General features: G+C 48.9%; 23 protein-coding genes. 22 read left to right on the plus strand and 1 reads right to left on the minus strand.

Annotation, left to right across the window (positions count from 1 at the left end; translation table 11 throughout):
- Positions 1-429 carry a DMT family transporter gene (locus ACMP1L_RS11995; protein WP_118733505.1) on the minus strand — a complete coding sequence of 143 codons (429 nt, stop codon included), beginning with the start codon at positions 427-429 and terminating at the stop codon, positions 1-3.
- 195 nt (positions 430-624) lie between these two features.
- On the opposite strand from ACMP1L_RS11995, the gene nusB reads away from it, so the two are divergent.
- The 22 genes from nusB (at position 625) to ACMP1L_RS12105 (ending at position 25,314) form a co-directional block, all read left to right on the plus strand.
- Positions 625-1,077, plus strand: a complete 453-nt coding sequence (gene nusB, locus ACMP1L_RS12000; protein WP_118733506.1) for a transcription antitermination factor NusB — start codon at positions 625-627, stop codon at positions 1,075-1,077.
- A 1-nt stretch (position 1,078) separates the two neighbouring features.
- Complete coding sequence (gene xseA / locus ACMP1L_RS12005; protein ID WP_418453139.1) at positions 1,079-2,314, plus strand: exodeoxyribonuclease VII large subunit; 1,236 nt, start codon at positions 1,079-1,081, stop codon at positions 2,312-2,314.
- Between the two features lie 54 nt (positions 2,315-2,368).
- Positions 2,369-2,572 carry an exodeoxyribonuclease VII small subunit gene (gene xseB, locus ACMP1L_RS12010; protein WP_418453140.1) on the plus strand — a complete coding sequence of 68 codons (204 nt, stop codon included), beginning with the start codon at positions 2,369-2,371 and terminating at the stop codon, positions 2,570-2,572.
- The gene (locus tag ACMP1L_RS12015; protein ID WP_118733509.1) at positions 2,559-3,446 is read left to right on the plus strand and encodes a polyprenyl synthetase family protein; all 888 of its coding nucleotides are present in this window, start codon (positions 2,559-2,561) and stop codon (positions 3,444-3,446) included. The genes xseB and ACMP1L_RS12015 overlap by 14 nt, the downstream gene beginning before the upstream one ends.
- Positions 3,447-3,481: 35 nt before the next feature.
- On the plus strand, positions 3,482-5,410 hold the full coding sequence (gene dxs / locus ACMP1L_RS12020) for a 1-deoxy-D-xylulose-5-phosphate synthase (RefSeq protein WP_418453141.1): 1,929 nt from the start codon (positions 3,482-3,484) through the stop codon (positions 5,408-5,410).
- A complete protein-coding gene (locus ACMP1L_RS12025; RefSeq protein ID WP_118733511.1) occupies positions 5,407-6,216 on the plus strand; it encodes a TlyA family RNA methyltransferase in 810 nt (269 codons plus the stop codon). Before dxs ends, ACMP1L_RS12025 begins: the two co-directional genes overlap by 4 nt.
- Before the next feature lie 11 nt (positions 6,217-6,227).
- Positions 6,228-7,055, plus strand: coding sequence for an NAD(+)/NADH kinase (locus ACMP1L_RS12030; protein WP_373242737.1), 828 nt, complete (start codon positions 6,228-6,230; stop codon positions 7,053-7,055).
- Positions 7,056-7,069: 14 nt separating this feature from the next.
- Positions 7,070-7,522 carry an arginine repressor gene (gene argR / locus ACMP1L_RS12035; RefSeq protein ID WP_373242738.1) on the plus strand — a complete coding sequence of 151 codons (453 nt, stop codon included), beginning with the start codon at positions 7,070-7,072 and terminating at the stop codon, positions 7,520-7,522.
- An 18-nt stretch (positions 7,523-7,540) separates the two neighbouring features.
- Positions 7,541-9,205, plus strand: coding sequence for a DNA repair protein RecN (gene recN / locus ACMP1L_RS12040; RefSeq protein WP_418453142.1), 1,665 nt, complete (start codon positions 7,541-7,543; stop codon positions 9,203-9,205).
- Between the two features lie 141 nt (positions 9,206-9,346).
- Positions 9,347-10,636: a SpoIVB peptidase gene (spoIVB, locus tag ACMP1L_RS12045; RefSeq protein ID WP_418453143.1), complete on the plus strand. Its 1,290-nt coding sequence runs from the start codon at positions 9,347-9,349 to the stop codon at positions 10,634-10,636.
- Positions 10,637-10,880: 244 nt separating this feature from the next.
- Positions 10,881-11,693 carry a sporulation transcription factor Spo0A gene (gene spo0A, locus ACMP1L_RS12050; protein WP_418453144.1) on the plus strand — a complete coding sequence of 271 codons (813 nt, stop codon included), beginning with the start codon at positions 10,881-10,883 and terminating at the stop codon, positions 11,691-11,693.
- Positions 11,694-11,820: 127 nt separating this feature from the next.
- The gene (glgA, locus tag ACMP1L_RS12055) at positions 11,821-13,266 is read left to right on the plus strand and encodes a glycogen synthase GlgA (RefSeq protein ID WP_418453145.1); all 1,446 of its coding nucleotides are present in this window, start codon (positions 11,821-11,823) and stop codon (positions 13,264-13,266) included.
- A 25-nt stretch (positions 13,267-13,291) separates the two neighbouring features.
- The gene (locus ACMP1L_RS12060) at positions 13,292-13,750 is read left to right on the plus strand and encodes a divergent PAP2 family protein (RefSeq protein WP_118733518.1); all 459 of its coding nucleotides are present in this window, start codon (positions 13,292-13,294) and stop codon (positions 13,748-13,750) included.
- Positions 13,751-13,964: 214 nt separating this feature from the next.
- The gene (gene rpsO / locus ACMP1L_RS12065) at positions 13,965-14,231 is read left to right on the plus strand and encodes a 30S ribosomal protein S15 (protein WP_118530908.1); all 267 of its coding nucleotides are present in this window, start codon (positions 13,965-13,967) and stop codon (positions 14,229-14,231) included.
- A gap of 232 nt (positions 14,232-14,463) precedes the next feature.
- Positions 14,464-16,572 (plus strand): polyribonucleotide nucleotidyltransferase, encoded by a 2,109-nt coding sequence (locus ACMP1L_RS12070; protein ID WP_177304372.1) that lies wholly within the window; start codon positions 14,464-14,466, stop codon positions 16,570-16,572.
- A gap of 3 nt (positions 16,573-16,575) precedes the next feature.
- Positions 16,576-17,991: a M14 family zinc carboxypeptidase gene (locus ACMP1L_RS12075; RefSeq protein ID WP_418453146.1), complete on the plus strand. Its 1,416-nt coding sequence runs from the start codon at positions 16,576-16,578 to the stop codon at positions 17,989-17,991.
- Between the two features lie 190 nt (positions 17,992-18,181).
- Entirely contained in the window at positions 18,182-19,855 is a 1,674-nt protein-coding gene (locus tag ACMP1L_RS12080) for a Na/Pi cotransporter family protein (protein ID WP_418453147.1), read from the plus strand.
- 246 nt (positions 19,856-20,101) lie between these two features.
- Positions 20,102-21,133 carry a type I glyceraldehyde-3-phosphate dehydrogenase gene (gap, locus tag ACMP1L_RS12085; RefSeq protein ID WP_118733521.1) on the plus strand — a complete coding sequence of 344 codons (1,032 nt, stop codon included), beginning with the start codon at positions 20,102-20,104 and terminating at the stop codon, positions 21,131-21,133.
- A 99-nt stretch (positions 21,134-21,232) separates the two neighbouring features.
- The gene (locus ACMP1L_RS12090; protein WP_418453148.1) at positions 21,233-22,456 is read left to right on the plus strand and encodes a phosphoglycerate kinase; all 1,224 of its coding nucleotides are present in this window, start codon (positions 21,233-21,235) and stop codon (positions 22,454-22,456) included.
- A 143-nt stretch (positions 22,457-22,599) separates the two neighbouring features.
- Positions 22,600-23,352 carry a triose-phosphate isomerase gene (gene tpiA, locus ACMP1L_RS12095; RefSeq protein ID WP_118733523.1) on the plus strand — a complete coding sequence of 251 codons (753 nt, stop codon included), beginning with the start codon at positions 22,600-22,602 and terminating at the stop codon, positions 23,350-23,352.
- A gap of 200 nt (positions 23,353-23,552) precedes the next feature.
- Entirely contained in the window at positions 23,553-24,629 is a 1,077-nt protein-coding gene (locus ACMP1L_RS12100; protein WP_177304378.1) for an ATP-binding protein, read from the plus strand.
- A complete protein-coding gene (locus tag ACMP1L_RS12105; RefSeq protein WP_177304376.1) occupies positions 24,619-25,314 on the plus strand; it encodes a response regulator in 696 nt (231 codons plus the stop codon). The genes ACMP1L_RS12100 and ACMP1L_RS12105 overlap by 11 nt, the downstream gene beginning before the upstream one ends.
- Positions 25,315-25,449: the final 135 nt, after the last annotated feature.

The following is a 25,449-nucleotide window of genomic DNA, read 5'->3' on the forward strand; positions in this document are numbered from 1 at the left end:
TCAGCAGTGGAACAGAATGATCCCACCGATAGCGACCAGTGCCCCGATTACTTTTTGCCATTCAAATGATGCTTTTTCCACGCCGAAGCATCCGAACAGCTCGATCAGATAAGCCACAATGATCTGGGTCACTACAATAAAGAGCGTGGCTTTTGCGGGTCCGAGTCTATCCATACTGCGTATGACGGTCCAGGTGATGAAGGCACCCAGAACCCCGCCGATGGCCATGTACCGGGGCCGTACAGAGAGCAGGGAGGAAATAGGGGTCCGCTCGGAAAACAGCCAGAGAACCACACAGGTGAAAAAGGCGCTGATCTGGACCCAGCCTGCAGAAAGCCAGATGCCGGTCTGCCGGGTCAGTCCGGTGTTTAAGACACCCTGAATGCTCATGAGGGCACCAGATATCAGGGCAATCAGAAATCCAAACATAAAAATATCTCCTTTCATAAGAAAATAAAAACTTTGCCGCATAAGATGTTTTTTAGTGTGTCTTCTGCGGCAGTTTTTATACCAGGTGAAGGCGGCTGGACTTGTGAAACAGAAAAAAGTATGCTATGATAATGCGTAAGATTGAATAACTGTGCGGAAGACACTGAACAGTTACATCAGGAGGAAGAAAGACAGATGACCAGAAGAGAGATGCGTGAGCATTGTTTTAAGATCCTGTTTGGAGTGGAATTCTACCCGACAGAGGAAATAAAGACCCAGGTGGAGCAGTATTTTGACGCTCCGGAAGAGGATGACGTTGCAGAAAACGGAACAGAAGAGATTGTCCACAATGTGGAGATGAAAGAGGTTGACCGCACATTCCTGACTGACCGTGTGGAGGGAATTGTCGGAAAGATCCCGGAACTGGATGCCCGCATCGACGAAGTAGCTCAGGGTTGGAAGACCAGCCGCATGGGAAAGGTAGAGCTTACCATCCTGCGCCAGGCTGTTTATGAGATGCAGTATGACAGCGAGGTGCCTTCCAAGGTGGCCATCAATGAGGCGGTAAATCTTGCGAAGAAATTTGGCGGAAAGGATTCACCGGCATTTATCAACGGTGTTCTGGCGAAGTTAGTGACCGAGGAATAATATGGCAAGTGTGTATTCTGTTTCCCAGGTGAATTCCTATATTAAGAATATGTTTGCCCAGGACTTTGCCCTCAGCCGTATTACGGTGCGGGGCGAGGTATCAAACTGCAAGTACCATACATCAGGACATATATATTTTACGCTGAAGGACGGGACCGGAACTCTGGCGGCAGTCATGTTTGCCGGCCAGAGGAAAGGTCTCTCTTTTCAGTTACAGGAAGGACAGCAGGTAGTGGTGACCGGTTCGATCGATATCTACGAACGGGATGGAAAGTACCAGCTGTATGCCAGAAAGATCGAGCAGGAGGGCCGCGGCGATTTATACCAGCGTTTTATAAAGCTTCGGGATGAGCTGGAGGAGATGGGCATGTTTGCCCAGGAGTATAAACAGCCCATTCCACGGTACGCAAAGACGGTGGGTGTTGTGACGGCTTCTACCGGCGCGGCCATCCGCGATATTATGAACATCACGAACCGGAGAAATCCCTATGTTCAGCTGATCCTGTATCCGGCTCTGGTACAGGGGAACGGGGCAGCTGCTTCTATTGCAGCCGGAATCCGTACCCTGGACAAAATGGGACTGGATGTGCTGATCGTGGGGAGGGGCGGCGGTTCCATTGAAGATCTGTGGGCGTTCAATGAGGAAATTGTGGCGCGTGCGATCTTTGACTGCATAACCCCAGTGATTTCTGCTGTAGGGCATGAGACTGATGTGACTATTGCCGATTATGTGGCAGATCTTCGGGCACCGACTCCGTCTGCGGCGGCAGAGCTTGCTGTATTTGATTACCGTCAGTTTGAGGCGGCGCGTCTTTCTTATCAGGCGGCGTTTAACCAGGCAATGGAGCGAAAAACAGAGACAGCCCGTTCTCGTGCAGAGCAGTACCGGCTGCGGTTAAAGCTGCATGACCCACAGCGAAATCTGCGGGAACAGAGACAGCACCTTGCAGACATGGAAGAAAATTTAAAGCGTGCCATGGAGCAGAGGCTGACCGGAGCACGTCACCGGCTGGCACTTCTTGGCGGACGGCTGCATGGGGCCTCACCGCTGTCAAAAATCAGCAACGGTTATGGCTTTGTGACGGATGCAGAAGGAAAACGTCTGTCCAGTATTTCTCAGGCAGTACCGGGAGAAAAAATCAGCCTGCGTATTTCCGATGGAAGAATCCGGGCGCAGGTGATTGAAACGATACCGTATCAGAAAACGCTGGACTTCAGACAGGAAAGCAGTGATTGAGACAGAAGCAATGCTATGTTTCAGAAACAGGGCAGGTGAGCAGAAGGAGCAGATATGGAAAAATCAATAGAGCAGACCTTTGCGGAGCTGGAGGAACTCCTGGAAAAGCTGGAGTCTCCGGATACCACACTGGAGGAATCCTTTGCCTGTTACGAGGCAGGCATGAAGCTGGTAAAGGCCTGTAATGACAAGATCGATAAAGTAGAAAAGCAGATGAACATCCTGCAGGGAGGTGCAGAGGAAGATGGAGATGCGTGAAGAACTGAAGAAGCGGACCGGAGAGGTTGAGAGCATTGTAGACAGCTACCTTCCGGCTGAAGAAGGATATCAGAAGACAATTTTTGAGGCTATGAATTACAGTGTGCGGGCTGGCGGAAAACGCCTGCGCCCCATGCTCATGGAAGAAACTTATCATCTGTTTGGCGGTACGGAGAAAGCTGTGGAACCCTTCATGGCAGCCATGGAGATGATCCACACCTCATCGCTTATTCATGATGATCTCCCCTGCATGGACAATGACGAGCTTCGCCGCGGCCTTCCTACTACCTGGAAGAAATTCGGCTACGATATGGCAGTTCTGGCGGGCGATGCCCTCATGATCTATGCATTCGAGACAGCATCCCGGGCCTTTGCCATGACTAGGTACCCGGACCGGGCAGCAAGAGCCATTCAGGTGCTGGCAGAAAAGACCGGTATTTACGGCATGATCGGTGGTCAGGTCGTGGATGTGCAACTGACCGGAAAGCCGGTTCCGCAGGAAAAGCTGGATTTTATCTACCGGTTAAAGACAGGGGCGCTCTTAGAGGCTTCCATGATGATCGGAGCCATTTTGGGCGGCGCTTCGGCGGATGAAGTAAAGTGTGTGGAAGAAATCGCTTCCGCAGTCGGGCTGGCCTTCCAGATCCAGGATGATATTCTGGATGTGACCAGCACCAGTGAAGCACTGGGCAAACCGGTCTTAAGCGATGAAAAAAATCAGAAAACAACCTACGTGACACTGGTGGGACTGGAGCAGGCAAAGAAGAATGTAGAAGAGATATCTGCCCGTGCAGTCAGTCTGTTAAAGGAGCTTCCGGGGAATAATGCATTTCTGGAAAATCTGATCGCCATGCTGGTGGAACGTAAAAAATAGGAGAAAACCTTAGGAAATACGGGGGCTGCAAGAACATGATTCTGGAACACATAGAAGGTCCATGGGACGTGAAAAATTTAAGCCCGGAGGAATTAAAGACACTGGCTGCGGAGATCCGTCAGTTCCTGATCGAAAAGATCAGTGTGACCGGCGGGCATCTGGCTTCCAACCTGGGTGTTGTAGAGCTGACCATTGCCCTGTACCTGGCCTTTGATCTGCCGAGAGATAAGGTAATCTGGGATGTGGGACATCAGTCCTATACCCATAAGATATTAAGCGGACGCAGGGAAATGTTTGATGAACTGCGGCAATATGGCGGCATGAGCGGGTTTCCGAAACGCAAGGAAAGCCCTTACGATTCTTTTGACACAGGACACAGCTCCACTTCCATTTCAGCCGGGCTCGGCATTGCACAGGGCCGAGATCTTTTGGGAGAGGATTATGCAGTCATTTCTGTTATCGGGGACGGTGCACTGACCGGCGGAATGGCCTACGAGGCATTAAATAACGCAGCCCATCTGAAAAAGAATTTTATCATTATACTGAACGACAATAACATGTCTATTTCAGAAAATGTCGGCGGCATGTCCAAATATTTAAGCAGCCTGCGTTCCGGCGCAGGATATAATGAACTGAAACGCCGGGTATCAGAAACTCTGCTCAAAATTCCGGTAGTGGGCGCCGGACTGGTCGAGAAGATCAGCCGTACCAAGGACAGCATCAAGCAGCTGGTGATTCCGGGAATGCTTTTTGAAAATATGGGTGTGACATATCTGGGGCCGGTAGACGGACACGATATCAAAGCCATGGTCAAAACGTTAAAAGAAGCACGCCGGATGGATCATGCGGTGCTTGTCCATGTGCTGACCAAAAAGGGAAAGGGCTATGCTCCGGCAGAGAAGAACCCATCCCGGTTTCATGGGATTGATCCGTTTGATATTGCCACCGGCAAGTCATTAAAAGAAAAGATATATCCGACTTATACGGATGTGTTTTCCAAAGAAATCTGCAGGCTGGCAGAAACGGAAAATCGTCTGGTGGCTGTCACGGCGGCCATGCCGGACGGAACCGGATTAAAGGCCTTTTCCAGATATTTTCCGGACCGGTTCTTTGACGTGGGAATTGCGGAGCAGCATGCGGTAACTTCTGCGGCAGGGATGGCTGCGGCCGGCTTAAAGCCGGTGGTAGCGGTTTATTCGTCCTTCCTGCAGCGGGGATTTGATCAGGTACTTCACGATGTCTGCATTCAGAATCTGCCGGTAATCTTCGCACTGGACCGGGCCGGACTGGTGGGAAGTGACGGAGAAACCCATCAGGGTATTTTTGATCTGTCGTATTTAAGCTGCATTCCGAACATGAGCATCATGGCTCCGAAAAATCTGTGGGAGCTGAGACAGGAACTGGAATTTGCAGTATGCCATTATGACGGACCGATCGCTATTCGATATCCGCGGGGACAGGCATACCGTGGATTAAAGGAATTTGATGCACCCATCGAATATGGAAAGGGAGAGCTTCTTTATGAGGGAAGCCGCATCGCCCTGCTGGCGGTGGGAAGCATGGTGAGTACCGCAGAACATGTGCGGGAAAAATTAAAATCTGCAGGCTTTCATTGTACCCTGGCAAACGGCAGGTTTATTAAGCCGGTAGACTATGAACTGGCAGACCGGCTGGCACAGGCTCATGAGCTTATGGTGATTCTGGAGGAAAATGTGCTTCAGGGGGGATACGGTTTACAGGTTAAAGCATATGTGCAGGAGCATTATCCGCATGTGCAGGTGCTGACGATCGCGCTGCCGGACGCTTACGTGGAGCATGGCAATGTATCGGTGCTTCGACAGACACTTGGGATTGACAGTGATTCCGTGATCCGCACCATGCGGATGGCATGGGGGCCGCTGGATAAGAGCATGAATGCCATGGAAACAGCCGCAAACGAAGAACAGAAAGAGGAAAAAGCATGAAGGAAAGACTGGATATCCTGATCGTGAACAAGGGACTTGCCGCTTCCAGAGAGAAAGCAAAAGCCATCATCATGTCAGGAATCGTTTATGTAGACGGACAGAAGGAAGACAAGGCAGGTTCCATGTTCGAGGAGACAGCTAATATTGAAGTGCGCGGCGCAACCCTGAAATATGTCAGCCGCGGCGGTCTGAAATTAGAGAAGGCAATGACTCATTTTGGCGTCCAATTAAAAGATAAGATCTGTATGGATGTAGGTTCTTCTACCGGCGGATTTACCGACTGCATGCTGCAGAACGGCGCGGTGAAGGTATACGCGGTCGATGTCGGGCATGGACAGCTGGACTGGAAGCTTCGCAATGACCCCCGCGTGGTCTGTATGGAAAAGACCAATATCCGCTATGTAACTCCGGAGGATATCACCGATCGGATCAATTTTTCTTCCATTGATGTGTCCTTCATTTCGCTGACCAAAGTACTGGGACCGGTAAAGGCGCTTCTGGCCGATGACGGACAGATCGTCTGCCTGATCAAACCGCAGTTTGAGGCAGGACGGGAGAAGGTCGGCAAGAAAGGTGTGGTGCGTGAGAAGAGCACTCACCTGGAAGTGATCGAGAAGGTGATCGAGTTTGCGGTGAGTATCGGATTTGAAATCCTGAATCTGGAGTATTCCCCGATCAAGGGACCGGAGGGCAATATCGAATATCTCCTCTATCTCCAGAATCATGTTGATGGAAAGATTTATCCGGAGTACCAGGTGAATGCGAAAGCAATCGTGGATGCAGCTCATGGGGAACTGGATAAATAACAGGAGACTTTATGAAACATTTTTATCTGATCGCCAATCCTTCCAAGCCGGGGGCCCTGGGTATGGCGGAAAAACTTGAGGCAGAATTTTTACGGCGAGGGGCAGCCTGCATGCATACGCGGGGATATACCAGACCGGATCAGATTCCGACAGATACAGAGTGTATCATCACGCTTGGAGGAGACGGAACCCTGATCCAGGCATCAAGAGATCTGATCAGCCTGGAGCTTCCCATGATGGGCATCAACATGGGGCATCTGGGATATCTGACCCAGGTATCGGGGGAGGAATCCATGGATCCGGTGCTGGATGCGCTTTTAAATGATTCCTTTACGCTGGAAAAACGCATGATGCTGGAAGGCAGCGTGGTAGGAGCGCAGAAAACGGTAAAGGGCATTGCCTTAAATGAGATTGTCCTGACCAGGCAGGATGTGCTTCAGATGCTGCATTTCCAGGTTTACTTAAACGATACATTTTTCAACGAGTATATGGCAGATGGTATCATCGCGGCCACGCCAACCGGATCCACCGCATATAATTTATCGGCAGGTGGGCCGATCGTGGCTCCCGGAGCTCAGCTGATGCTGCTGACACCCATCTGTTCTCATTCCATAAGCGCGCGAAGTATTGTACTTTCACCGGAGGACCGCATCAGTATCCGTCTGGTGAAGTGGTCCGGCGGCAAATCCTACTCGGCTGTATTTGACGGGGATCAGGTATTCCCGCTTCACTATGGAGAAAAGCTTGAAATCTGCAGGGCGCCGAAATATACCACCCTCATTCAGCTGAAAAACGTATCATTTCTTGAAAATATCAGGCAGAAAATGAACCGTATTTAAAACGGAGGTAACCGATGAAACTGGAACGTCACAGCAAAATTGTAGAACTGATAGGTAAATATGAGATTGAGACCCAGGAGGAACTGGCAGAGCGTCTGAAGCAGGCTGGCTATAAGGTTACGCAGGCTACGGTTTCCCGGGATATCCGGGAACTGAAACTGACGAAGGTGCAGTCGGAAAACGGGCGCCAGCGTTACATGGTCATGCAGAACCAGACCGCCTTCAGTGATAAGTATATCCGTATTTTAAAGGACGGGTATGTATCTATGGATATGGCGCAGAATATCCTTGTGATCAAGACTGTGTCCGGTATGGCTATGGCTGTTGCCGCGGCACTGGACGAGATCCATTTTCATGAGATTGTAGGCTGTATTGCAGGAGATGATACCATCATGTGCGCAGTGCGCAGCGTGGATGATACGATTCTTCTGATGGATAAATTAAAAAAACTGATCTCTGCCAGATAGGAAAAAGGAGGTGCAGCAATGCTTTTAGAACTGCATGTGAAAAATCTGGCTCTGATCGAAACGGCGGATGTGGAGCTGGAGGACGGACTGAATATCCTTACCGGTGAGACCGGAGCCGGTAAATCTATCATGATCGGCTCGGTCAATCTGGCATTGGGGCAGAAAGCTTCCAAAGAGATGATCCGAAACGGAGCTGAGTATGCTTATGTAGAGCTGGTCTTCTCTGTGGATCCGGAAAAGGAGGATGCGCTGCGGGCTCTGGATGTGATGCCGGATGAAAACGGAACGCTGATCATCAGCCGCAAGATTATGCCATCCCGCAGTCTGAGCCGTATCAATGATGAGGCGGTTACCGCGGCCAGATTAAAACAGGTTACTTCTCTTTTGATCGATATTCATGGACAGCATGAGCATCAGTCATTGCTTCATGCTTCAAAACATTTGGAAATTCTGGATACCTATGCCAAATCCCGGGTACAGCAGTTGAAAATTCAGACAGCATCTCTTTATGCGGAGTATATCAGTCTGGAAAAGCAGTTAAGCCAGCTTGATACAGACAATGAGAGCCGAAGAAGAGAGGCAGACTTCCTGCGCTTTGAGATTGAAGAAATTGAAAACGTGCAGTTGAAAGCCGGAGAAGAAGACTGTCTGGCGGCCTGCTGCAGAAAATATGGAAATGCAAGGCGGATCATGGAAAATCTGTCCGCGGCCTATCGGGCAGTAGATACCGAAGCGGTGGGCAATGCTCTGCATCAGGTATGTGAGGTGGCAGAGTTTGATCCGGAATTAAAGGCTATCCAGGATCAGCTGTACGATGCGGAAGCAGTATTATCGGATGCTCATCATACCATTGGAGAATATCTCGGACAGCTTGACTTTGATGAACAGGCATACCGGGAAGCACAGGACCGGCTGGATCTGATCCGCGGACTAGAGGCCAAATACGGCGCAGGTGTGGAACAGATCGAAAAAGCCCTGGAAGAAAAGAAAAATCGTCTGGAACAGCTGGAGCATTTTGATGAGTACCGCATGCAGCTGGAACAGCAGTATCAAAAGGCAGAAAAAGCACTGGAGACTGTAAGTGCAGAGCTTTCTGCGGTCCGTCAGGAAGAAGCAAAAAAGCTGGCGGAGAAGATCCGGGCAGGTCTGATCGATTTGAATTTTCTGGATGTCCGGTTTTCTATGGAATTCCGGCGGCTGTCTCATTACACGGTCTCCGGTTTTGATGAGGCAGAGTTTGTCATTTCCACGAATCCGGGTGAGCCGGAGCGTTCCCTGGGCCAGGTGGCATCGGGTGGTGAGCTTTCCCGTATTATGCTGGCAATAAAAACCGTGCTGGCTGACAGTGATGACATTCCAACCCTGATCTTCGATGAGATCGACACCGGCATCAGTGGTCGCACAGCCCAGAGGGTGGCAGAAAAGCTGGCAGTGATCGCCCGGAATCATCAGGTTATCTGCATCACGCACCTGCCGCAGATTGCTTCCATGGCAGACTGCCATTTCGAAATTAAAAAATCCACAGACGGCGCCAGCACAAAAACCAGGATCACCCGTTTAAAAGAAGATGAGGCGGTCACAGAGCTTGCAAGACTTTTGGGAGGCGCACAGATTACGGATGCAGTGCTTCAGAATGCAAGGGAGATGAAAGAACTGGCCTGGCAGACAAAAACTCACAACTAAAAACTGACAGTGTGATTTTGATATTCCGCACACATACTAGAAAGGAGCTTGAAAAAGGCTCCTTTTTCATTGCTTGTATTTGACCGGAGAATGTGCCGCGCGGCGCGTCAGATGGTACTTTCAGAACAGGAGGAAAGCGGAATGAAAAAAACATGCAGGTCAGGAAAATATTTTTACCGGATCCTTGCGGTAATATTCTGGATGAGCCTGATCTTTACGGCAGGTTATGGCTGGTATTATGCAAAACACCAGATTCCGGAGCATTTCAGTGTTGCGGAGGGCGAGGAAACATCATTTTCTCTGGATCTGCCGCTTTACACCACGCTGTTGAGCGAAAGCGAGGAAGTGGTATTGAAAGGGGATTCCGGTATTCCACAGGATGAAATACGCATTCGGCCGGATCAGACATTTTCTCTGTATGCCAGAAAGAATGGCAGCTTTCGCCTGGGCCTGAAGCTGTTCGGTACCATTCCTTTTAAAGAAATCAGCGTGGATGTAGAGGATGTCTGCTATGCAGTTCCATGCGGTATGCCGGTGGGAATTTATTTAAAATCCAGGGGAGTCATGGTTATCGGGACCGGAAAGGTGACGGATGAAAACGGAAGTGAGGCGGAGCCCGCATATGGAATTTTGCAGTCCGGAGATTACATTGAGGCGATCAACGGCCAGCCTCTTTCCGATAAAGAATCGCTGATTACCGGCCTGAACAGCATGGGAAAGAGTGAAGCACTTTTACGGGTGAGACGGGCAGGAAAAGAACTGGAACTTTCTGTAGATACAGTAAAAACAGAGGACGGAAGCCGGAAGCTTGGCGCCTGGGTGCGGGATGATACGCAGGGAATCGGTACCATGACTTACGTAAAGCCGGATGGAGTTTTCGGAGCATTGGGGCATGGAATCAGTGACAGTGACACCGGACGCGTGGTGGAAATCGAAAACGGGGCTCTGTATGAAACAGAGATTTTTGGAATTGAGAAGGGAAGTGCCGGAAATCCGGGAGTAATGGCAGGGGTGATCTACTATGGTCCGGGTTCCCGCCTGGGCAGTGTGAAATCCAATACAGGATGCGGTGTTTTCGGTACGGTGGAGCAGGCTTTCTGGGATACGGTAAAGCATCCTGCCGCAGAGGTGGGGCACCGGCAGGATGTAAAGCGGGGCACAGCCTGGATCCGAAGTTATGTTTCCGGGAAAGCCTGTGATTATGAAATTGAAATCCAGCGGGTAGATTACAGTCCGTCACGGGAGAATAAAAGCCTGGTGTTTCAGGTAACAGATGAGCGCCTTTTAAGACTGACCGGAGGGATTGTACAGGGTATGAGCGGCAGTCCCATTCTGCAGAATGGAAAGCTTGTCGGCGCGGTGACACATGTGTTTGTACAGGATTCGACCCGCGGCTACGGGATTTTTGTGGAAGATATGATAAAAAAATAATTTTTTTCAAAATGACGTTATATTCACCATCTTTCATTCGTTATGAAAAAGTGAAAGCCTGAAATGCAGAGCGCTGGCAGGCTGCGCTGAGGCCCGCATAGTTTGTCGAATCGTGCGCAGTACGTCGAACAGTGCGGGAGATGCAGATTGATGCTCTGCAAAGACGGCGAGTATAATACAAATTATGTAACAGTCTGGCAGACGAAAAAAAGAATGTCGGATCTGGAAACAGGAGGAATGGATCATGGCTGAATTAAAAATTGTGATTGCAGAAGATAACCCGCTGATGATGGAACTGCTGAGCAGCATACTGGAAGAGGAAGATGGATTTGTTGTGGTAGGAAAGGCAGACAATGGGGAAGATGCTTATCAGATGATCATGGAGAAGGGTCCGGATCTTGTGCTTCTGGATGTGATTATGCCGAAACTGGACGGGATTTCCGTACTGGAGAAGGTTCGTGCCGCTCGCAGCGGCAAGAACATGCCGGCGGTAATTATCGTGAGTGCGGCCGGCAATGAGACAGTGGCATCGGCAGCCTTCCGGAATGGCGCAAGCTACTATATTTTAAAGCCGTTTGACCGGGAAATCCTGCTTGATAAGATTCATCTGGTGGCAGAAGAGAGAATCCGTACAAAAACGGTGTCTGTTGTGCGGGAAAAACCGGCAGAGACATATTTTGCCAAGGGAGATTACATACGCCAGAACCTGGAGGATGATGTTACGCAGCTTCTTCATGAGATCGGAATTCCGGCGCATATCAAGGGCTATCAGTATCTGCGGGATGCCATCATCATTTCGGTGGAAGAAAAGGAAATGCTGGTGTCGGTTACCAAGGTACTGTATCCGACCATTGCCAAGAAGCATGGCACCACCTCAAGCCGTGTGGAACGAGCCATCCGCCATGCGATCGAGGTGGCGTGGAGCCGCGGACAGCTGGAGATGATTCATGAGATTTTTGGATATACAGTAAACAGCGGCAAGGGAAAACCGACAAACTCGGAATTTATTGCGCTGATTACGGATAAGATCCGTCTGGATTATAAACGGGCACTCTGATATTCACAATCGTCTGCTTCAAAATCAAAGTTTCATAAAGATTTTACTTCCTAAAATGTCAGAAATCATGTATACTGATAATTAAGACAGTCAGCTTGGGGCAGACTGGTGCAGAGGAGGGGTTCGTATGAAGAACATTTTATTTGTCGCATCAGAAGCAGTTCCGTTTATCAAGACCGGAGGTCTTGCTGATGTGGTGGGTTCTTTGCCAAAGTGCTTTGACAAGGAGTATTTTGATGTCAGGGTTATGATACCGAAATATCTGTGCATCCCGGAAAAATGGCGCAATGAGATGACCTATATCGATCATTTCTACATGGATTATCTGGGACAAAGCCGTTATGTGGGAATCATGGAATATATCTACGATGGGATTACCTTTTATTTTATCGATAATGAATCCTATTTCAGTGGACCAAAACCATACGGAGACTGGCTGTATGATCTGGAAAAATTCTCTTTTTTCTGTAACGCAGCTTTATCTGCGCTTCCGGTCATCGGTTTTAAGCCGGATGTGGTACATTGCCATGACTGGCAGACAGGACTGATACCGGTTTATTTAAAAGACCGGTTCCGCGGCGGCGAGTTCTTCGCGAACATGAAGTCTGTTATGACCATACACAACCTGAAATTCCAGGGTGTCTGGGATGTGAAGACGATCCAGCGTTTTTCCATGCTGCCGGATTATTACTTTACGCCGGATAAGCTGGAAGCTTACAAAGATGGAAATATGTTAAAAGGAGGCATTGTTTTTGCAGATGCCATCACTACTGTTAGTCAGACATACGCAGAGGAAATCAAAATGCCGTTCTACGGGGAGGGACTTGATGGCCTGATGCGCGCACGTGCCGGAGATCTGCGAGGTATAGTCAATGGTATTGACTATGACGAGTTTAATCCGGAGACAGATAAGCTCATTGCGCAGCCGTACAATGCAAGGAATTTCCGTAAGGAAAAGGGAAAAAATAAAAAACAACTCCAGACACAGCTTGGCCTTCCGGTAGATGAAAAGAAATTCATGGTGGGAATCGTTTCCCGTCTGACCGACCAGAAGGGACTGGATCTGGTGCAGTGTGTTATGGACGAACTCTGCAGCGATGATATGCAGCTGGTAGTACTGGGAACCGGAGATGAGAAATATGAGAACATGTTCCGGCACTATGACTGGAAGTATCATGACCGGGTTTCCGCCCAGATCTATTATTCCAACGAGATGTCTCACAAGATCTATGCAGGCTGTGATGCATTCCTGATGCCTTCCCTTTTTGAGCCATGCGGCTTAAGCCAGCTGATGGCTCTGCGTTATGGCAGCGTGCCGATTGTGCGTGAGACCGGCGGACTGAAGGATACGGTTGAGCCTTATAACGAGTACGAGAGCCGCGGAACCGGCTTCTCTTTCTCCAATTATAATGCACATGAGATGCTGGATACCATTCGTTATGCCAAACATGTATACTATGACAGGAAACGTGAATGGAACAAGATCATTGACCGGGCTATGGCAGCAGATTTCTCCTGGCAGCAGTCTGCCGGCAAGTACCAGGAGCTTTATGACTGGCTGATCGGATATTAATTCCTAGAAAGCAGGATATTACAACATGGGATTTTGGGACAAGCTTCTGAGTAACGAAGTACTGGTCAGCGCCGTTGTGGGCTGGACAGTTGCTCAGGTTTTAAAAACACTCATCGATTTCGGTCTGAACAAGAGCTTTACACCGGAACGTCTTGTGGGCTCCGGCGGCATGCCAAGTTCTCACTCTGCTACGGTTTGCGGGCTTACCGTGGCATCGGGACTCTGTTACGGGGTAGATTCGTTTCAGTTTGCCATCAGCTTTATACTGGCAGCTGTAGTCATGTATGATGCCATCGGTGTCCGTCAGGAAACCGGAAAGCAGGCAAAACTCTTAAATCTGATTATGGAGCAGGACTGGTTTAACTTAAACAACCAGGAAATCCAGCAGAGGTTAAAAGAGTTTGTGGGACACACACCGCTTCAGGTGGCAGCAGGCGCTGCATTGGGAATCATACTTGCACTGATCGTACACCAGTGTTACTGATCATTCAGGCTGCGGACCTTGTCTTTGGACATTGACCAGAACGGGTCTGTGTGAGCAGTGCGATTCGGCAGTGTGATTCAAAAAACAGGTTGACATGGATAACCGGGTATGCTATCATATTCTGGTGTGAGTTAACGCCGGGACCCAGTCTTTTGGATACTCCAACCAAAGACCTGGTTTGCGGTGAGTATAAAAATTTAAGGAGGAAATCAACATGATTTCAAAGGAAAAGAAAGCAGCTATTATCGCTGAGTACGGCAGAAAAGCAGGAGATACCGGTTCACCGGAGGTTCAGATCGCAATCCTTACTGCAAGAATCGCAGAGCTGACTGAGCATTTAAAGAGCAATCAGAAGGATCATCATTCCAGACGTGGTCTGTTAAAGATGGTAGGTCAGAGACGTGGTCTTCTTGACTACTTAAAGAAAACTGACCTGGAAGGCTATCGTGCTCTGATTGAAAAGTTAGGCATCAGAAAGTAATTAGGACGTTAGGGTGGAGAGGTCATCTCCACCCTTTTGTTTTTTCCGTACTTTGCAAAAACCTGATATTTTCTGGAAGGCGTATCCCGAAGCCGCTGCTGTATACACAAAATGTGCGGGCGGATAAGACTGAGAATCATTTTCGGTCTCGCGTGATCTTTTGTGTACAGAGCAGTAGTTTCGGAGCCTTCTGTGAATATATAGAAAATAGATAGAGAAAAGGAGACAAACCATGTACAAAAGTTTTAGTATGGAACTTGCCGGAAGAACTCTGACTGTTGATGTAAACAGAGTGGCAAAGCAGGCAAACGGCGCAGCATTCATGCACTATGGCGACACCACCGTATTATCTACCGCTACCGCATCTGACAAACCGAGAGACGGTATCGATTTCTTCCCGTTAAGCGTGGAATATGAAGAAAAGTTATATTCCGTAGGAAAGATTCCGGGAGGCTTCAACAAGAGAGAGGGCAAGGCATCTGAGAATGCGATCCTTACTTCCCGTGTGATCGACCGTCCGATGCGTCCGCTGTTCCCGAAAGACTATCGTAACGATGTGACCTTAAATAACATGGTCATGAGTGTTGACCCGGAGTGCCGTCCGGAGTTAGTTGCGATGCTGGGCGCGGCAATCGCAACCTGCATTTCTGATATTCCGTTTGACGGTCCGTGTGCTATGACACAGGTTGGTATGATTGACGGCGAATTTATCATCAATCCGTCCCAGGCACAGTGGAAGCAGGGCGACTTAAACTTAACTGTAGCATCTACCCGTGAGAAAGTCATCATGATCGAGGCCGGAGCAAATGAGATTCCGGAGGCTAAGATGATCGAGGCGATCTATAAAGCTCACGAAGTGAACCAGGAGATTATCCGGTTTATCGATACCATTGTGGCAGAGTGCGGCAAGGAAAAACACGGCTACGAGAGCTGTGCGATTCCGGAGGAACTGTTTGCGGCCATCAGGGAGATCGTAACTCCGGAGCAGATGGAAGAGGCAGTATTCACGGATGACAAGCAGACCCGTGAGGAAAATATCCGTCAGATTACCGAGAAACTGGAAGAGGCTTTTGCAGATAATGAGGAGTGGCTGGCAGTTCTTGGTGAGGCTGTATACCAGTACCAGAAGAAGACCGTCCGCAAGATGATCTTAAAAGACCACAAGAGACCGGATGGCCGTGAGATTACCCAGATCCGTCCGCTGGCAGCAGAGATTGACCTGATCCCGCGTGTACATGGCTCTGCAATGTTCACCCGTGGACAGACTCAGATCTGCAATGTCTGCACTTTGGCTCCGCTGTCTGAGCAGCAGAAGTTAGATGGCCTGGATGAAAACGAGGTATCCAAGCGCTACATGCATCATTATAACTTCCCGTCCTACTCTGTAGGCGAGACCAAACCGTCCAGAGGACCGGGACGCCGTGAGATCGGTCACGGAGCACTGGCTGAGCGTGCACTGATTCCGGTACTGCCGTCGGAGGAAGAGTTCCCATATGCAATCCGTACGGTATCTGAGACCTTTGAGTCTAACGGTTCCACCTCCATGGCATCTACCTGTGCATCCTGTATGTCCTTAATGGCGGCAGGCGTTCCGATCAAGAAGATGGTTGCAGGTATTTCCTGCGGTCTGGTAACCGGTGATTCGGACGATGATTTCGTTCTGTTAACCGATATCCAGGGTCTGGAGGACTTCTTTGGTGATATGGATTTTAAGGTAACCGGTACTACCGATGGCATCACTGCAATCCAGATGGATATTAAGATCCATGGCCTGACCAGACCGATCGTTGAGGGTGCTATCGCAAGATGCCGTGAGGCAAGACTCTTCATTATGGATACCTGCATGAAACCGGCTATTTCTGAGCCGAGAAAAGAAGTTGGCCAGTACGCTCCGAAGATCGATCAGATCAGCATTGACCCGCAGAAGATTGGTGATGTGGTTGGCAAGCAGGGCTGCGTGATCAACAAGATCATCGAGGAAACCGGTGTGAAGATCGACATTTCTGAGGAAGGAAATGTAGCAATCTGCGGTACTGACAAAGAGATGATCGAGAAAGCAAAGAGCATCATCAAGAATATCGTAACCGACATTGAGCCGGGTCAGATCATTACAGGTAAGGTTGTCCGCATTATGCCGTTCGGTGCTTTCGTAGAGCTGAAACCGAAAAAGGATGGTATGATCCACATCTCCAGACTCTCCGACAAGCGTGTGGAGAAGGTTGAGGATGTTGTCAATATCGGAGATATGGTAACCGTAAAGGTTCTCGATGTAGATAAAATGGGCAAGATCAGCCTGAGCATGAAGCCGGGTGACCTTGCAAAAAAGGAAAGTGAAAACTAATTTATGAACTGTAAAAGATATTTTACAGGTGCTCTGGCTGCCTTTATGGTAGCCAGTAGTGCTTTTATGGCTTATGCGGACGGACCGGTGGCCAATGGAGCTGATCCGGCAGGACTTACATCAGCACCGGGAACAGAAAATGAGACGGCAGGTGTAGCAGCGGCAGAAACCACCGCGCCGGCACCTGCAGCAGAAACACAGGGCAGTGCATCCGGGATTGTAACAGTCGGAGAAAATACTTCTGCCGGAACAGTGGATGCCGGGGAAGGCAAAGTCTTGGCGGGAGGCAATACCATAACCGCAGGAGGACTGGCCGGACCATCTGCAGCCGGTGCTTCAGGGACCATCACTGTGGGAAGCGGCATGACCTCAGGTGCATTTTCCGGTCCCGGAGGTGTTTCTACCTCATCTGGCGTAACAATTCCGGCTGTCGTCGGAACGGGAAATATCTCTTTCGCCGGTCAGCTGACGGATCCGATCGTAAAAGTTACAGACAAATACAGCTATGACCAGATGAGCCGTGATATCAGCAGCCTGAAATCACGCTACGGCAGCCATTTGCAGGTGAAAACCATCGGGACCAGCCTGGATGGAAGAAGTCTTTATGAGATGATTATTGGCAATCCGAACGCATCCAAGCAGATCCTGATCCATGCAGGTATTCATGCACGGGAATATATGACACCTCTCCTCGTCATGAAACAGGCAGAGCATCTTCTGGCTTTTTATGACAGCGGAAGCTATCAGGGACGAAAGCTTTCGGATATCCTTGCGGGAGTAGCCATTCATATTGTGCCGATGGTCAATCCGGATGGGGTTACTATCAGCCAGTTTGGTGTGTCTGCCCTTCGTTCCGCTGATCTGCGCCAGATTGTCAACCAGTGTTATGCGCAGGACCAGGCAGACGGACGTACTACCCAGGACTTTGAGCGCTACCAGGCTTTGTGGAAGGCCAATGGACGAGGTGTGGATCTAAACCAGAATTTTCCGGCCCTGTGGGATTCCATTACCACCGGACCGTCTCATGCTTCCTATGCAAATTACAAGGGAACCGGCGCACTTTCTGAGCCGGAGAGTAAGGCCCTTGCCAATCTGGCTAATTCCAGAAACTGGACGATGACCATCAGCTATCACAGCATGGGCAATTTGGTGTACTGGGATTTTGCCGGAAATAAGGTTGCGGAACAGTCCAAAGCGATTGCTGAGCTGGTAACCGGCATTACCGGATACCGTACCAACGGAAGCAGCGGCAAAGGCGGATTCAAAGATTATGTCCAGATTAAGGACAGCCCGATCCCGAGCCTGACCATTGAGGTGGGAAGTGTGGCCTGCCCGATGCCGGCCAGTGAATTCGGCAATGTCTGGAACAGCAACCAGGCCATTCTGGCAGCACTTGCTGACTACGCAGCAGATCATTAACAAAAATTGAACAAAATTCGTCGAGAATGCCCGCCACGGTACTTGTGACGGGCGTTTTTACATACTATTTACCCAAAATTTGCCTAAATTTTAAAATCGGTTGAAAATGGAAGAAGTGGTATGGTATGATTAATTTGTTTGCGGACTGAAGAGAATAGAGAGAAAGAGTACGCGAGACGAGGAGGAGAGTATGTCAATCAGCGACATTTCAAACGGGTTTGGTTTCCTGGGCGGTCTTGGTATGTTCCTTTACGGCATGAATATCATGGCGGACGGCATGCAGAAGACGGCAGGAAGCAAGATGAGCAGTTTCCTTGGGATGCTTACCAACAACCGGTTCCTGGCGGTTGCATTGGGTGCATTGATCACAGCGATCATCCAGTCCAGTGGAGCTACAACGGTCATGGTAGTCGGTTTTGTAAGTGCAGGCGTATTGAACCTGTCCCAGGCGGTCGGCGTGATCATGGGTGCTAACATTGGTACCACCATCACCGCATGGATCGTATCCATGAGCCAGCTGGGTGATGCCTTTGAGGTTATGAAACCAGGTTTTTATGCACCGGCTATCATCGGTATTGGCGCACTGCTGCTGGTTTTTGCCAAGAGCCAGAAAAAGAAGACCATTGGTGAGATCCTGATCGGTCTGGGCCTTTTGTTTATTGGTCTTGATTTTATGTCAGGGTCGATCAATCCCTACACGGATGCACCGATTTTTGCGAAAGCCTTTGAAATATTAGGAGGTAATCCGCTTCTGGGCATGATCATCGGTGCGCTGGTTACCGCGCTTTTGCAGAGTTCCTCTGCTTCCGTTGGTATCCTGCAGACTTTGGCCATGAACGGCATTGTAACCACAAATGCGGCTATCTATATTACACTGGGCCAGAATATTGGTTCCTGTGTGACTGCCATGCTTTCCAGTATGGGCGGATCCCGCACGGCCAAGCGTGCGGCTGTCATGCATCTGACCTTTAACGTCATTGGTGCGATCGTGTTTGGATCGATTGGATTTATCTTTTTCAGCCTGCGTCCGGCATTTGCGGCCTCCAATATTAACGCAGTGCAGATTTCCATCTTCCACACGATCTTCAACCTGTCTATGACCACATTACTGTTCCCGTTTGCGGATGTGCTGGTTAAAATATCCGGCATGGTTGTGAAGAAAAAAACAGAGGAAGAACCGGTCATGGAGGATGCGGAAACCGCTGCTACGCTGAAACATCTGGACGAGCGTATCTTTGAGTCTCCGGCATTTGCGGTGGAGACAGCAGCCCTTGAGGTTGTCCATATGGGCCAGATCACCTACGAAAATGTGGTCCGTGCCATTGACTCGGTCCTGACTGTAAACTCCGATGAGGTGGAAACGGTATTCAAGACCGAACAGACCATCAATAATATGGAGAAGATGCTGACCGAGTACCTTATTAAGGTAGATAACCTTTCCCTGACCGAGAAACAAAAGAAGGTCGTAAACAACCTGTTCTACAGCGTCAGCGATATTGAGCGCATCGGTGACCACGCAGAAAACCTGGCGGAGCAGGCGCAGTACATGGTTGAGCACGGACTTCAGTTTTCCACTACCGGTATGGATGACTTAAAGTCCATCAGCGACAGTGTGTTAAAATCCTTCCAGTATGCCATCGATGCCAGACAGAACGGCAATATGGAGGCTGTGCGCAAGGTTAGCCAGTATGAGGATGATGTCGACAGCCAGGAAGAGGAACTTCGTGAGAAGCACATTGAGCGTCTTTCGGCAGGAGAGTGCAAGGCATCAGCCGGTGTGGTATTCCTGGATATCATCAGCAATCTGGAACGAGTATCCGACCATGCTTATAATCTGGCCGGTTATGTAAAGGATGAGATGTAAAAAATGACATCATTTATAAACAGAATGACAGATTTTGCATGGATTTTGTATGCAAAGCACAAAAGAAAGCCCTTCGGAGCATGCCTCCGGAGGGCTTCTTTGACAAAAACAAGACGATAATTCCTGAGTTCTTGTCATTATGGTAAAAAAAGGCTTGCTATTTTGTTGGTTATTAGGTACAATAAGAGCAAGGTTGATGAGTTTTTAACAATCATCACATTTTTAACAATCTAGGAGGAATGAATCATGGCAGTTAAAGTAGCAATCAATGGTTTTGGTCGTATCGGCCGTCTGGCATTCAGACAGATGTTTGGCGCAGAGGGTTATGAAGTAGTAGCAATCAACGATTTAACCGATCCGAAGATGTTAGCTCACTTATTAAAATATGATACCGCACAGGGCGGATACGCAGGCCATATTGGTGAGGGCAAGCACACTGTAGAGGCTGGCGAGGATTCCATCACTGTAGACGGAAAGAAGATCACCATCTACAAAGAGGCTAAGGCTGCTGACCTTCCGTGGGGAGAGATTGGCGTAGACGTAGTATTAGAGTGTACTGGTTTCTACACCTCCAAAGAGAAAGCACAGGCTCACATTGATGCAGGTGCAAAGAAGGTAGTTATCTCCGCTCCGGCAGGCAACGACTTAAAGACAATCGTGTACAGCGTAAACGAGAATACCCTGACTGCAGACGATACCATCATTTCCGCAGCATCCTGCACCACCAACTGCTTAGCACCTATGGCAAAGGCTCTGAATGACTACGCTCCGATCCAGTCCGGTATCATGAGCACCATTCACGCTTACACCGGCGACCAGATGATCCTGGACGGCCCGCACAGAAAAGGTGATTTAAGAAGAGCAAGAGCAGGCGCTGCAAACATCGTTCCGAACTCCACCGGTGCTGCAAAAGCAATCGGTCTTGTTATTCCGGAGTTAAACGGCAAACTCATTGGTTCCGCACAGCGTGTTCCGGTACCGACCGGTTCTACCACCATCTTAACCGCAGTTGTTAAGAAAGCCGGTGTTACCAAAGAGGACATCAATGCAGCTATGAAGGCAGCAGCTAGCGAGTCCTTCGGTTACAACGAGGATCCGATCGTTTCTTCCGATGTTATCGGCATGAGATATGGTTCTCTGTTTGATGCAACCCAGACCATGGTGGCTCAGATCGCAGATGATCTGTACGAGGTTCAGGTTGTTTCATGGTATGACAACGAGAACTCCTACACCAGCCAGATGGTTCGCACCATTAAGTACTTCGCAGAGCTGGCATAAGTGTAAAACTTACAAAAGACTCCATAAGGGTCCGGTCACGTGTGGACCGGGCCCTTTTCTGTACAATTATTATGTAAATGTGGAAAGGGGATAACCTCTATGTTAAACAAAAAAAGTGTTGATGATCTGAAAAATTTAAAAGGAAAAAGAGTTCTCGTTCGCTGTGATTTCAATGTACCGTTAAAAAACGGCGTCATCACCGATGAGACCCGTATCGTGGCTGCATTGCCGACCATTCAGAAGCTGATCAGTGAAGGTGCAAAAGTCATTCTTTGTTCCCATCTGGGCAAAGTGAAGAATGGCCCGAACGAGGGTGAGTCCCTGGCTCCGGTTGCAGTACGCCTGTCCGAGAAGCTGGGTAAGGATGTAGTATTTGTAGCAGATTACAATGTAACCGGTGAGGCAGCTACAAAGGCAGTTGAGGCTATGAAAGACGGTGATGTTGTTCTGCTTCAGAATACCCGTTTCCGCGGCGCAGAGGAGACCAAGAACGGAGAGCAGTTTAGTAAAGAGCTGGCTGAACTGGCAGATGACTATGTATGCGATGCATTCGGTTCTTCCCACAGAGCTCATGCTTCCGTTGAGGGCGTAACCAAATTCATCACTGCAAAGGGAGGCACCAACGCAGTTGGTTACCTGATGCAGAAAGAAATCGATTTCCTGGGCAACGCAGTAGAAAATCCGGTAAGACCGTTTGTAGCGATCCTGGGCGGAGCAAAGGTAGCAGACAAGTTAAACGTAATCTCCAATCTGCTTGAAAAATGTGACACCCTCATTATCGGCGGCGGCATGGCATTCACCTTCTTAAAAGCAGAGGGCAAAGAGATTGGTAAGTCCCTGGTAGACGATACCAAGTTAGATTACTGCAAGGAGATGCTTGAGAAGGCTGAGAAGCTTGGCAAGAAGTTACTGCTTCCGGTAGACGCAGCAGTAGCAGCATCCTTCCCGGACCCGATCGATGCACCAATCGAGGTTCAGAATGTAGCGGCAGACCAGATCCCGGCAGATCAGATGGGCCTGGATATCGGCACTGAGACCGCAAAACTGTATGCAGAGGCTGTTAAGAGTGCCAAAACGGTTGTATGGAACGGACCGATGGGCGTATTCGAGAACCCGACTCTGGCGGCAGGTACCATTGCGGTAGCAAAAGCACTGGCAGAGACCGACGCAACCACCATCATCGGCGGTGGTGATTCCGCAGCAGCAGTAAACCAGCTCGGCTTCGCTGATAAGATGAGTCACATTTCCACCGGCGGCGGCGCATCCCTGGAGTTCTTAGAGGGTAAATCTCTTCCGGGCGTAGCAGCAGCAGATGATAAGTAAGAACTTAGTGCGTGCGAGCCGTAGGCGAAGCACAAACTTAGTACGAACTTACTTCCCCACACTTAGCGAGAACAAGCCGCAGGCGCAGCTTCGAGCTTAGTAAGGGGAAGTTTCCATAAGTAAACATTGAGGAGGAACTCAAAATGTCCAGAAAAAAAATTATCGCAGGCAACTGGAAGATGAACATGACACCTTCTGAAGCAGTTGCCCTGATCAATACGTTAAAACCACTTGTACAGAACGATGAGGTTGATGTTCTGCTCTGCGTTCCGGCTATCGACATTATCCCGGCTATGGAAGCAGCAAAGGGAACCAACATCCAGATCGGTGCCGAGAATATGTACTTTGAGGAAAAAGGCGCCTACACCGGCGAAATCTCTCCGAATATGCTGGTGGATGCAGGTGTAAAATATGTGATCATTGGTCACTCTGAGAGAAGAGAGTATTTCGCAGAGACCAACGAAACTGTAAATAAGAAAGTTCTTAAAGCATTTGAGCACGGTATTACCCCGATCATCTGCTGTGGTGAAAGTCTGACTCAGAGAGAGCAGGGCATTACCATCGACTGGATCCGTCAGCAGATCAAGATTGCCTTCTTAAACGTAACCGCAGATCAGGCAAAGACCGCAGTCATCGCATATGAGCCGATCTGGGCAATCGGAACTGGAAAAGTAGCTACGACCGAGCAGGCACAGGAAGTATGTGCAGCCATCCGCGCATGCATTGGCGAGATCTACGATGAGGCAACCGCAGCAGCTATCCGTATCCAGTATGGCGGTTCTGTATCCGCTGCAAGCGCACCGGAGCTGTTTGCACAGGCAGATATCGATGGCGGCCTGGTTGGCGGTGCATCCCTGAAACCGGATTTCGGCGCAATTGTGAATTATAACAAATAGAATGCCGTAAAGGGATTGTTAAGGAATTTCATCCGGTATTTCAAAAACTATACATGCTAATCTTTTTAGTGTAAAATAAATGGGAACGGATTTTTTTTCGTTCCCATTTTTTGATCTTCGGGGGAAGTATCATGAGTGAAACAGTAAAACAGAAAAACAACAGAGAAAAGCAGAAAAAAACAGAAAAAGAACATTTAAATATGAAAACAGTCATTCTGCACAATGTGTCGGTGACTCTTCTGATCATGGGAATCTCTACTGTTATGGCACAGGCCTTTTTCCATTTCAGCAGGAACTCTACCAGTGTGGCAATTATCTATGTGCTGGCGGTCATGCTGGTGGCACGTTATACCACCGGTTACATTACCGGCATCATTACCTCATTGTTTGGCGTGTTTTTTGTAAACTATGTATTTACTTATCCATATATGAATTTTAATTTTTCCCTGGATGGATATCCGGTAACTTTTATTGGCATGATGCTGGTATCTTCGATTACCAGTACTACAACAACTCGTTTTAAGAAGCAGAGCAGGCTTCTTAATCAGCGGGAGAAAATGCTGGTGGAGGCTGAGAAGGAGACTATGCGGGCAAATCTGCTGCGGGCGGTATCTCATGATCTGAGAACTCCGTTAACCAGCATTATCGGTTTGGCAGACACAGCGCTGAGTGACAGCCCGAAACTGACGGAAGAAAAGCGCAGGGAGCTTTTAGCGGGAATCCGGGAGGATGCCAACTGGCTGTTAAATATGGTAGAAAACCTGTTATCTGTGACCAGGATCCGGGTGGAAGATACCCATGTGAATACTTCGCCGGAGCCTCTTGAGGAGGTGGTGGCAGAGGCTGTGCAGCGTTTCCGCAAGCGTCTTCCGCAGGGAAAGGTGGATGTAAGAGTTCCGGATGAATTTCTGATGGTACCGATGGATGCGACCCTGATTGAACAGGTGATCATCAATCTTCTGGAAAATGCAGTATATCATTCCGGAACGGATGAACCAATTGAGTTTTATGTAGAAAAGAGAAATGATTGTGTGGCCTTTCATATCCGGGACTACGGAAAAGGAATCGATCCGGAACGCCTGAAAACGATTTTTGACGGTGCGGGAATTGAACCAAACGCGAGTGGCGATTCCCATAAGGGAATGGGAATTGGCCTGACCATCTGCAAGACGATTATCAATGCCCATAACGGAACCATTGAGGCAGCAAACCGTTTAAAAGGTGCTGAATTTATTTTTACATTACCATTAGAAGAGGATGAAGAATATGACAAATAAACAGGTGATTCTGATCATTGAGGATGAGAAAAATATTGGAAATTACATTGAAACGATCGTGATATCAAATGGTTACAAGGCTCTGCGTGCCATGAATGGGATGTCCGGACTTTCTCTGTGTACTTCTCATCATCCGGATCTGATCCTTCTGGATCTGGGTCTGCCGGATATTGACGGAGGTGAGGTCCTTGAGCGTGTGAGAGGCTTTTCGGCAGTTCCGGTTATTGTGATTTCAGCCAGAACCCAGGAGGGAGAAAAAGTCCAGGCACTTGACAAGGGAGCAGATGATTACATAACAAAGCCGTTCGGATCTGAAGAACTTCTGGCCCGTATCCGTACTGCTCTGCGGCACAGTGCTCAGATTGCAAGTACCGGACCGCGCGAGACAGTTTATTCCCGGGATGGCTTGGTCATCGATTTTGACAAACGGGTGGTAATGTTAAATGGAGAAGATATCCATCTGACCCAGATTGAGTATAAGCTGGTATCCCTGCTTGCAAAGAATGCAGGAAAAGTACTGACCTATGATTTTATCCTGAAGGAAATCTGGGGACCGTATGCTGATACCGATAACCAGATTCTTCGCGTAAATATGGCCAATATCCGCCGAAAACTGGAAAGCAACCCGGCAGAGCCGCATTATATTTTCACAGAGATCGGAGTAGGATATCGGATGAAGGAATAAAAATTTGAGTTACAAAGCTGAATAAAGGTCCGGAAGTGAAAGAGACCGCCTTCCTCTATTTTCACATATCGTTGTTTGCTTGCTCTCGCTAACACGCGTTCGCCTGTGTCGGATTAACATCCGCCACATTCGGAC

The sequence above is a fragment of the Ventrimonas sp. genome (genome assembly GCF_048380235.1).
GTDB lineage: Bacteria > Bacillota > Clostridia > Lachnospirales > Lachnospiraceae > Brotaphodocola.

What these genes read in the sequence shown, in the direction of transcription:
- ACMP1L_RS12025 (WP_118733511.1), top strand. Translation starts at nt 5,407, where the DNA reads ATGAAGGAAAGACTGGATATCCTGATCGTGAACAAGGGACTTGCCGCT.
- ACMP1L_RS12060 (WP_118733518.1), top strand. Translation starts at nt 13,292, where the DNA reads ATGGGATTTTGGGACAAGCTTCTGAGTAACGAAGTACTGGTCAGCGCC.
- spoIVB (WP_418453143.1), top strand. Translation starts at nt 9,347, where the DNA reads ATGAAAAAAACATGCAGGTCAGGAAAATATTTTTACCGGATCCTTGCG.
- spo0A (WP_418453144.1), top strand. Translation starts at nt 10,881, where the DNA reads ATGGCTGAATTAAAAATTGTGATTGCAGAAGATAACCCGCTGATGATG.
- ACMP1L_RS12090 (WP_418453148.1), top strand. Translation starts at nt 21,233, where the DNA reads ATGTTAAACAAAAAAAGTGTTGATGATCTGAAAAATTTAAAAGGAAAA.
- gap (WP_118733521.1), top strand. Translation starts at nt 20,102, where the DNA reads ATGGCAGTTAAAGTAGCAATCAATGGTTTTGGTCGTATCGGCCGTCTG.
- nusB (WP_118733506.1), top strand. Translation starts at nt 625, where the DNA reads ATGACCAGAAGAGAGATGCGTGAGCATTGTTTTAAGATCCTGTTTGGA.
- tpiA (WP_118733523.1), top strand. Translation starts at nt 22,600, where the DNA reads ATGTCCAGAAAAAAAATTATCGCAGGCAACTGGAAGATGAACATGACA.
- argR (WP_373242738.1), top strand. Translation starts at nt 7,070, where the DNA reads ATGAAACTGGAACGTCACAGCAAAATTGTAGAACTGATAGGTAAATAT.
- ACMP1L_RS12070 (WP_177304372.1), top strand. Translation starts at nt 14,464, where the DNA reads ATGTACAAAAGTTTTAGTATGGAACTTGCCGGAAGAACTCTGACTGTT.
- dxs (WP_418453141.1), top strand. Translation starts at nt 3,482, where the DNA reads ATGATTCTGGAACACATAGAAGGTCCATGGGACGTGAAAAATTTAAGC.
- recN (WP_418453142.1), top strand. Translation starts at nt 7,541, where the DNA reads ATGCTTTTAGAACTGCATGTGAAAAATCTGGCTCTGATCGAAACGGCG.
- xseA (WP_418453139.1), top strand. Translation starts at nt 1,079, where the DNA reads ATGGCAAGTGTGTATTCTGTTTCCCAGGTGAATTCCTATATTAAGAAT.
- ACMP1L_RS12105 (WP_177304376.1), top strand. Translation starts at nt 24,619, where the DNA reads ATGACAAATAAACAGGTGATTCTGATCATTGAGGATGAGAAAAATATT.
- ACMP1L_RS11995 (WP_118733505.1), bottom strand. Translation starts at nt 429, where the DNA reads ATGTTTGGATTTCTGATTGCCCTGATATCTGGTGCCCTCATGAGCATT.
- xseB (WP_418453140.1), top strand. Translation starts at nt 2,369, where the DNA reads ATGGAAAAATCAATAGAGCAGACCTTTGCGGAGCTGGAGGAACTCCTG.
- rpsO (WP_118530908.1), top strand. Translation starts at nt 13,965, where the DNA reads ATGATTTCAAAGGAAAAGAAAGCAGCTATTATCGCTGAGTACGGCAGA.
- ACMP1L_RS12030 (WP_373242737.1), top strand. Translation starts at nt 6,228, where the DNA reads ATGAAACATTTTTATCTGATCGCCAATCCTTCCAAGCCGGGGGCCCTG.
- glgA (WP_418453145.1), top strand. Translation starts at nt 11,821, where the DNA reads ATGAAGAACATTTTATTTGTCGCATCAGAAGCAGTTCCGTTTATCAAG.
- ACMP1L_RS12080 (WP_418453147.1), top strand. Translation starts at nt 18,182, where the DNA reads ATGTCAATCAGCGACATTTCAAACGGGTTTGGTTTCCTGGGCGGTCTT.
- ACMP1L_RS12015 (WP_118733509.1), top strand. Translation starts at nt 2,559, where the DNA reads ATGGAGATGCGTGAAGAACTGAAGAAGCGGACCGGAGAGGTTGAGAGC.
- ACMP1L_RS12100 (WP_177304378.1), top strand. Translation starts at nt 23,553, where the DNA reads ATGAAAACAGTCATTCTGCACAATGTGTCGGTGACTCTTCTGATCATG.
- ACMP1L_RS12075 (WP_418453146.1), top strand. Translation starts at nt 16,576, where the DNA reads ATGAACTGTAAAAGATATTTTACAGGTGCTCTGGCTGCCTTTATGGTA.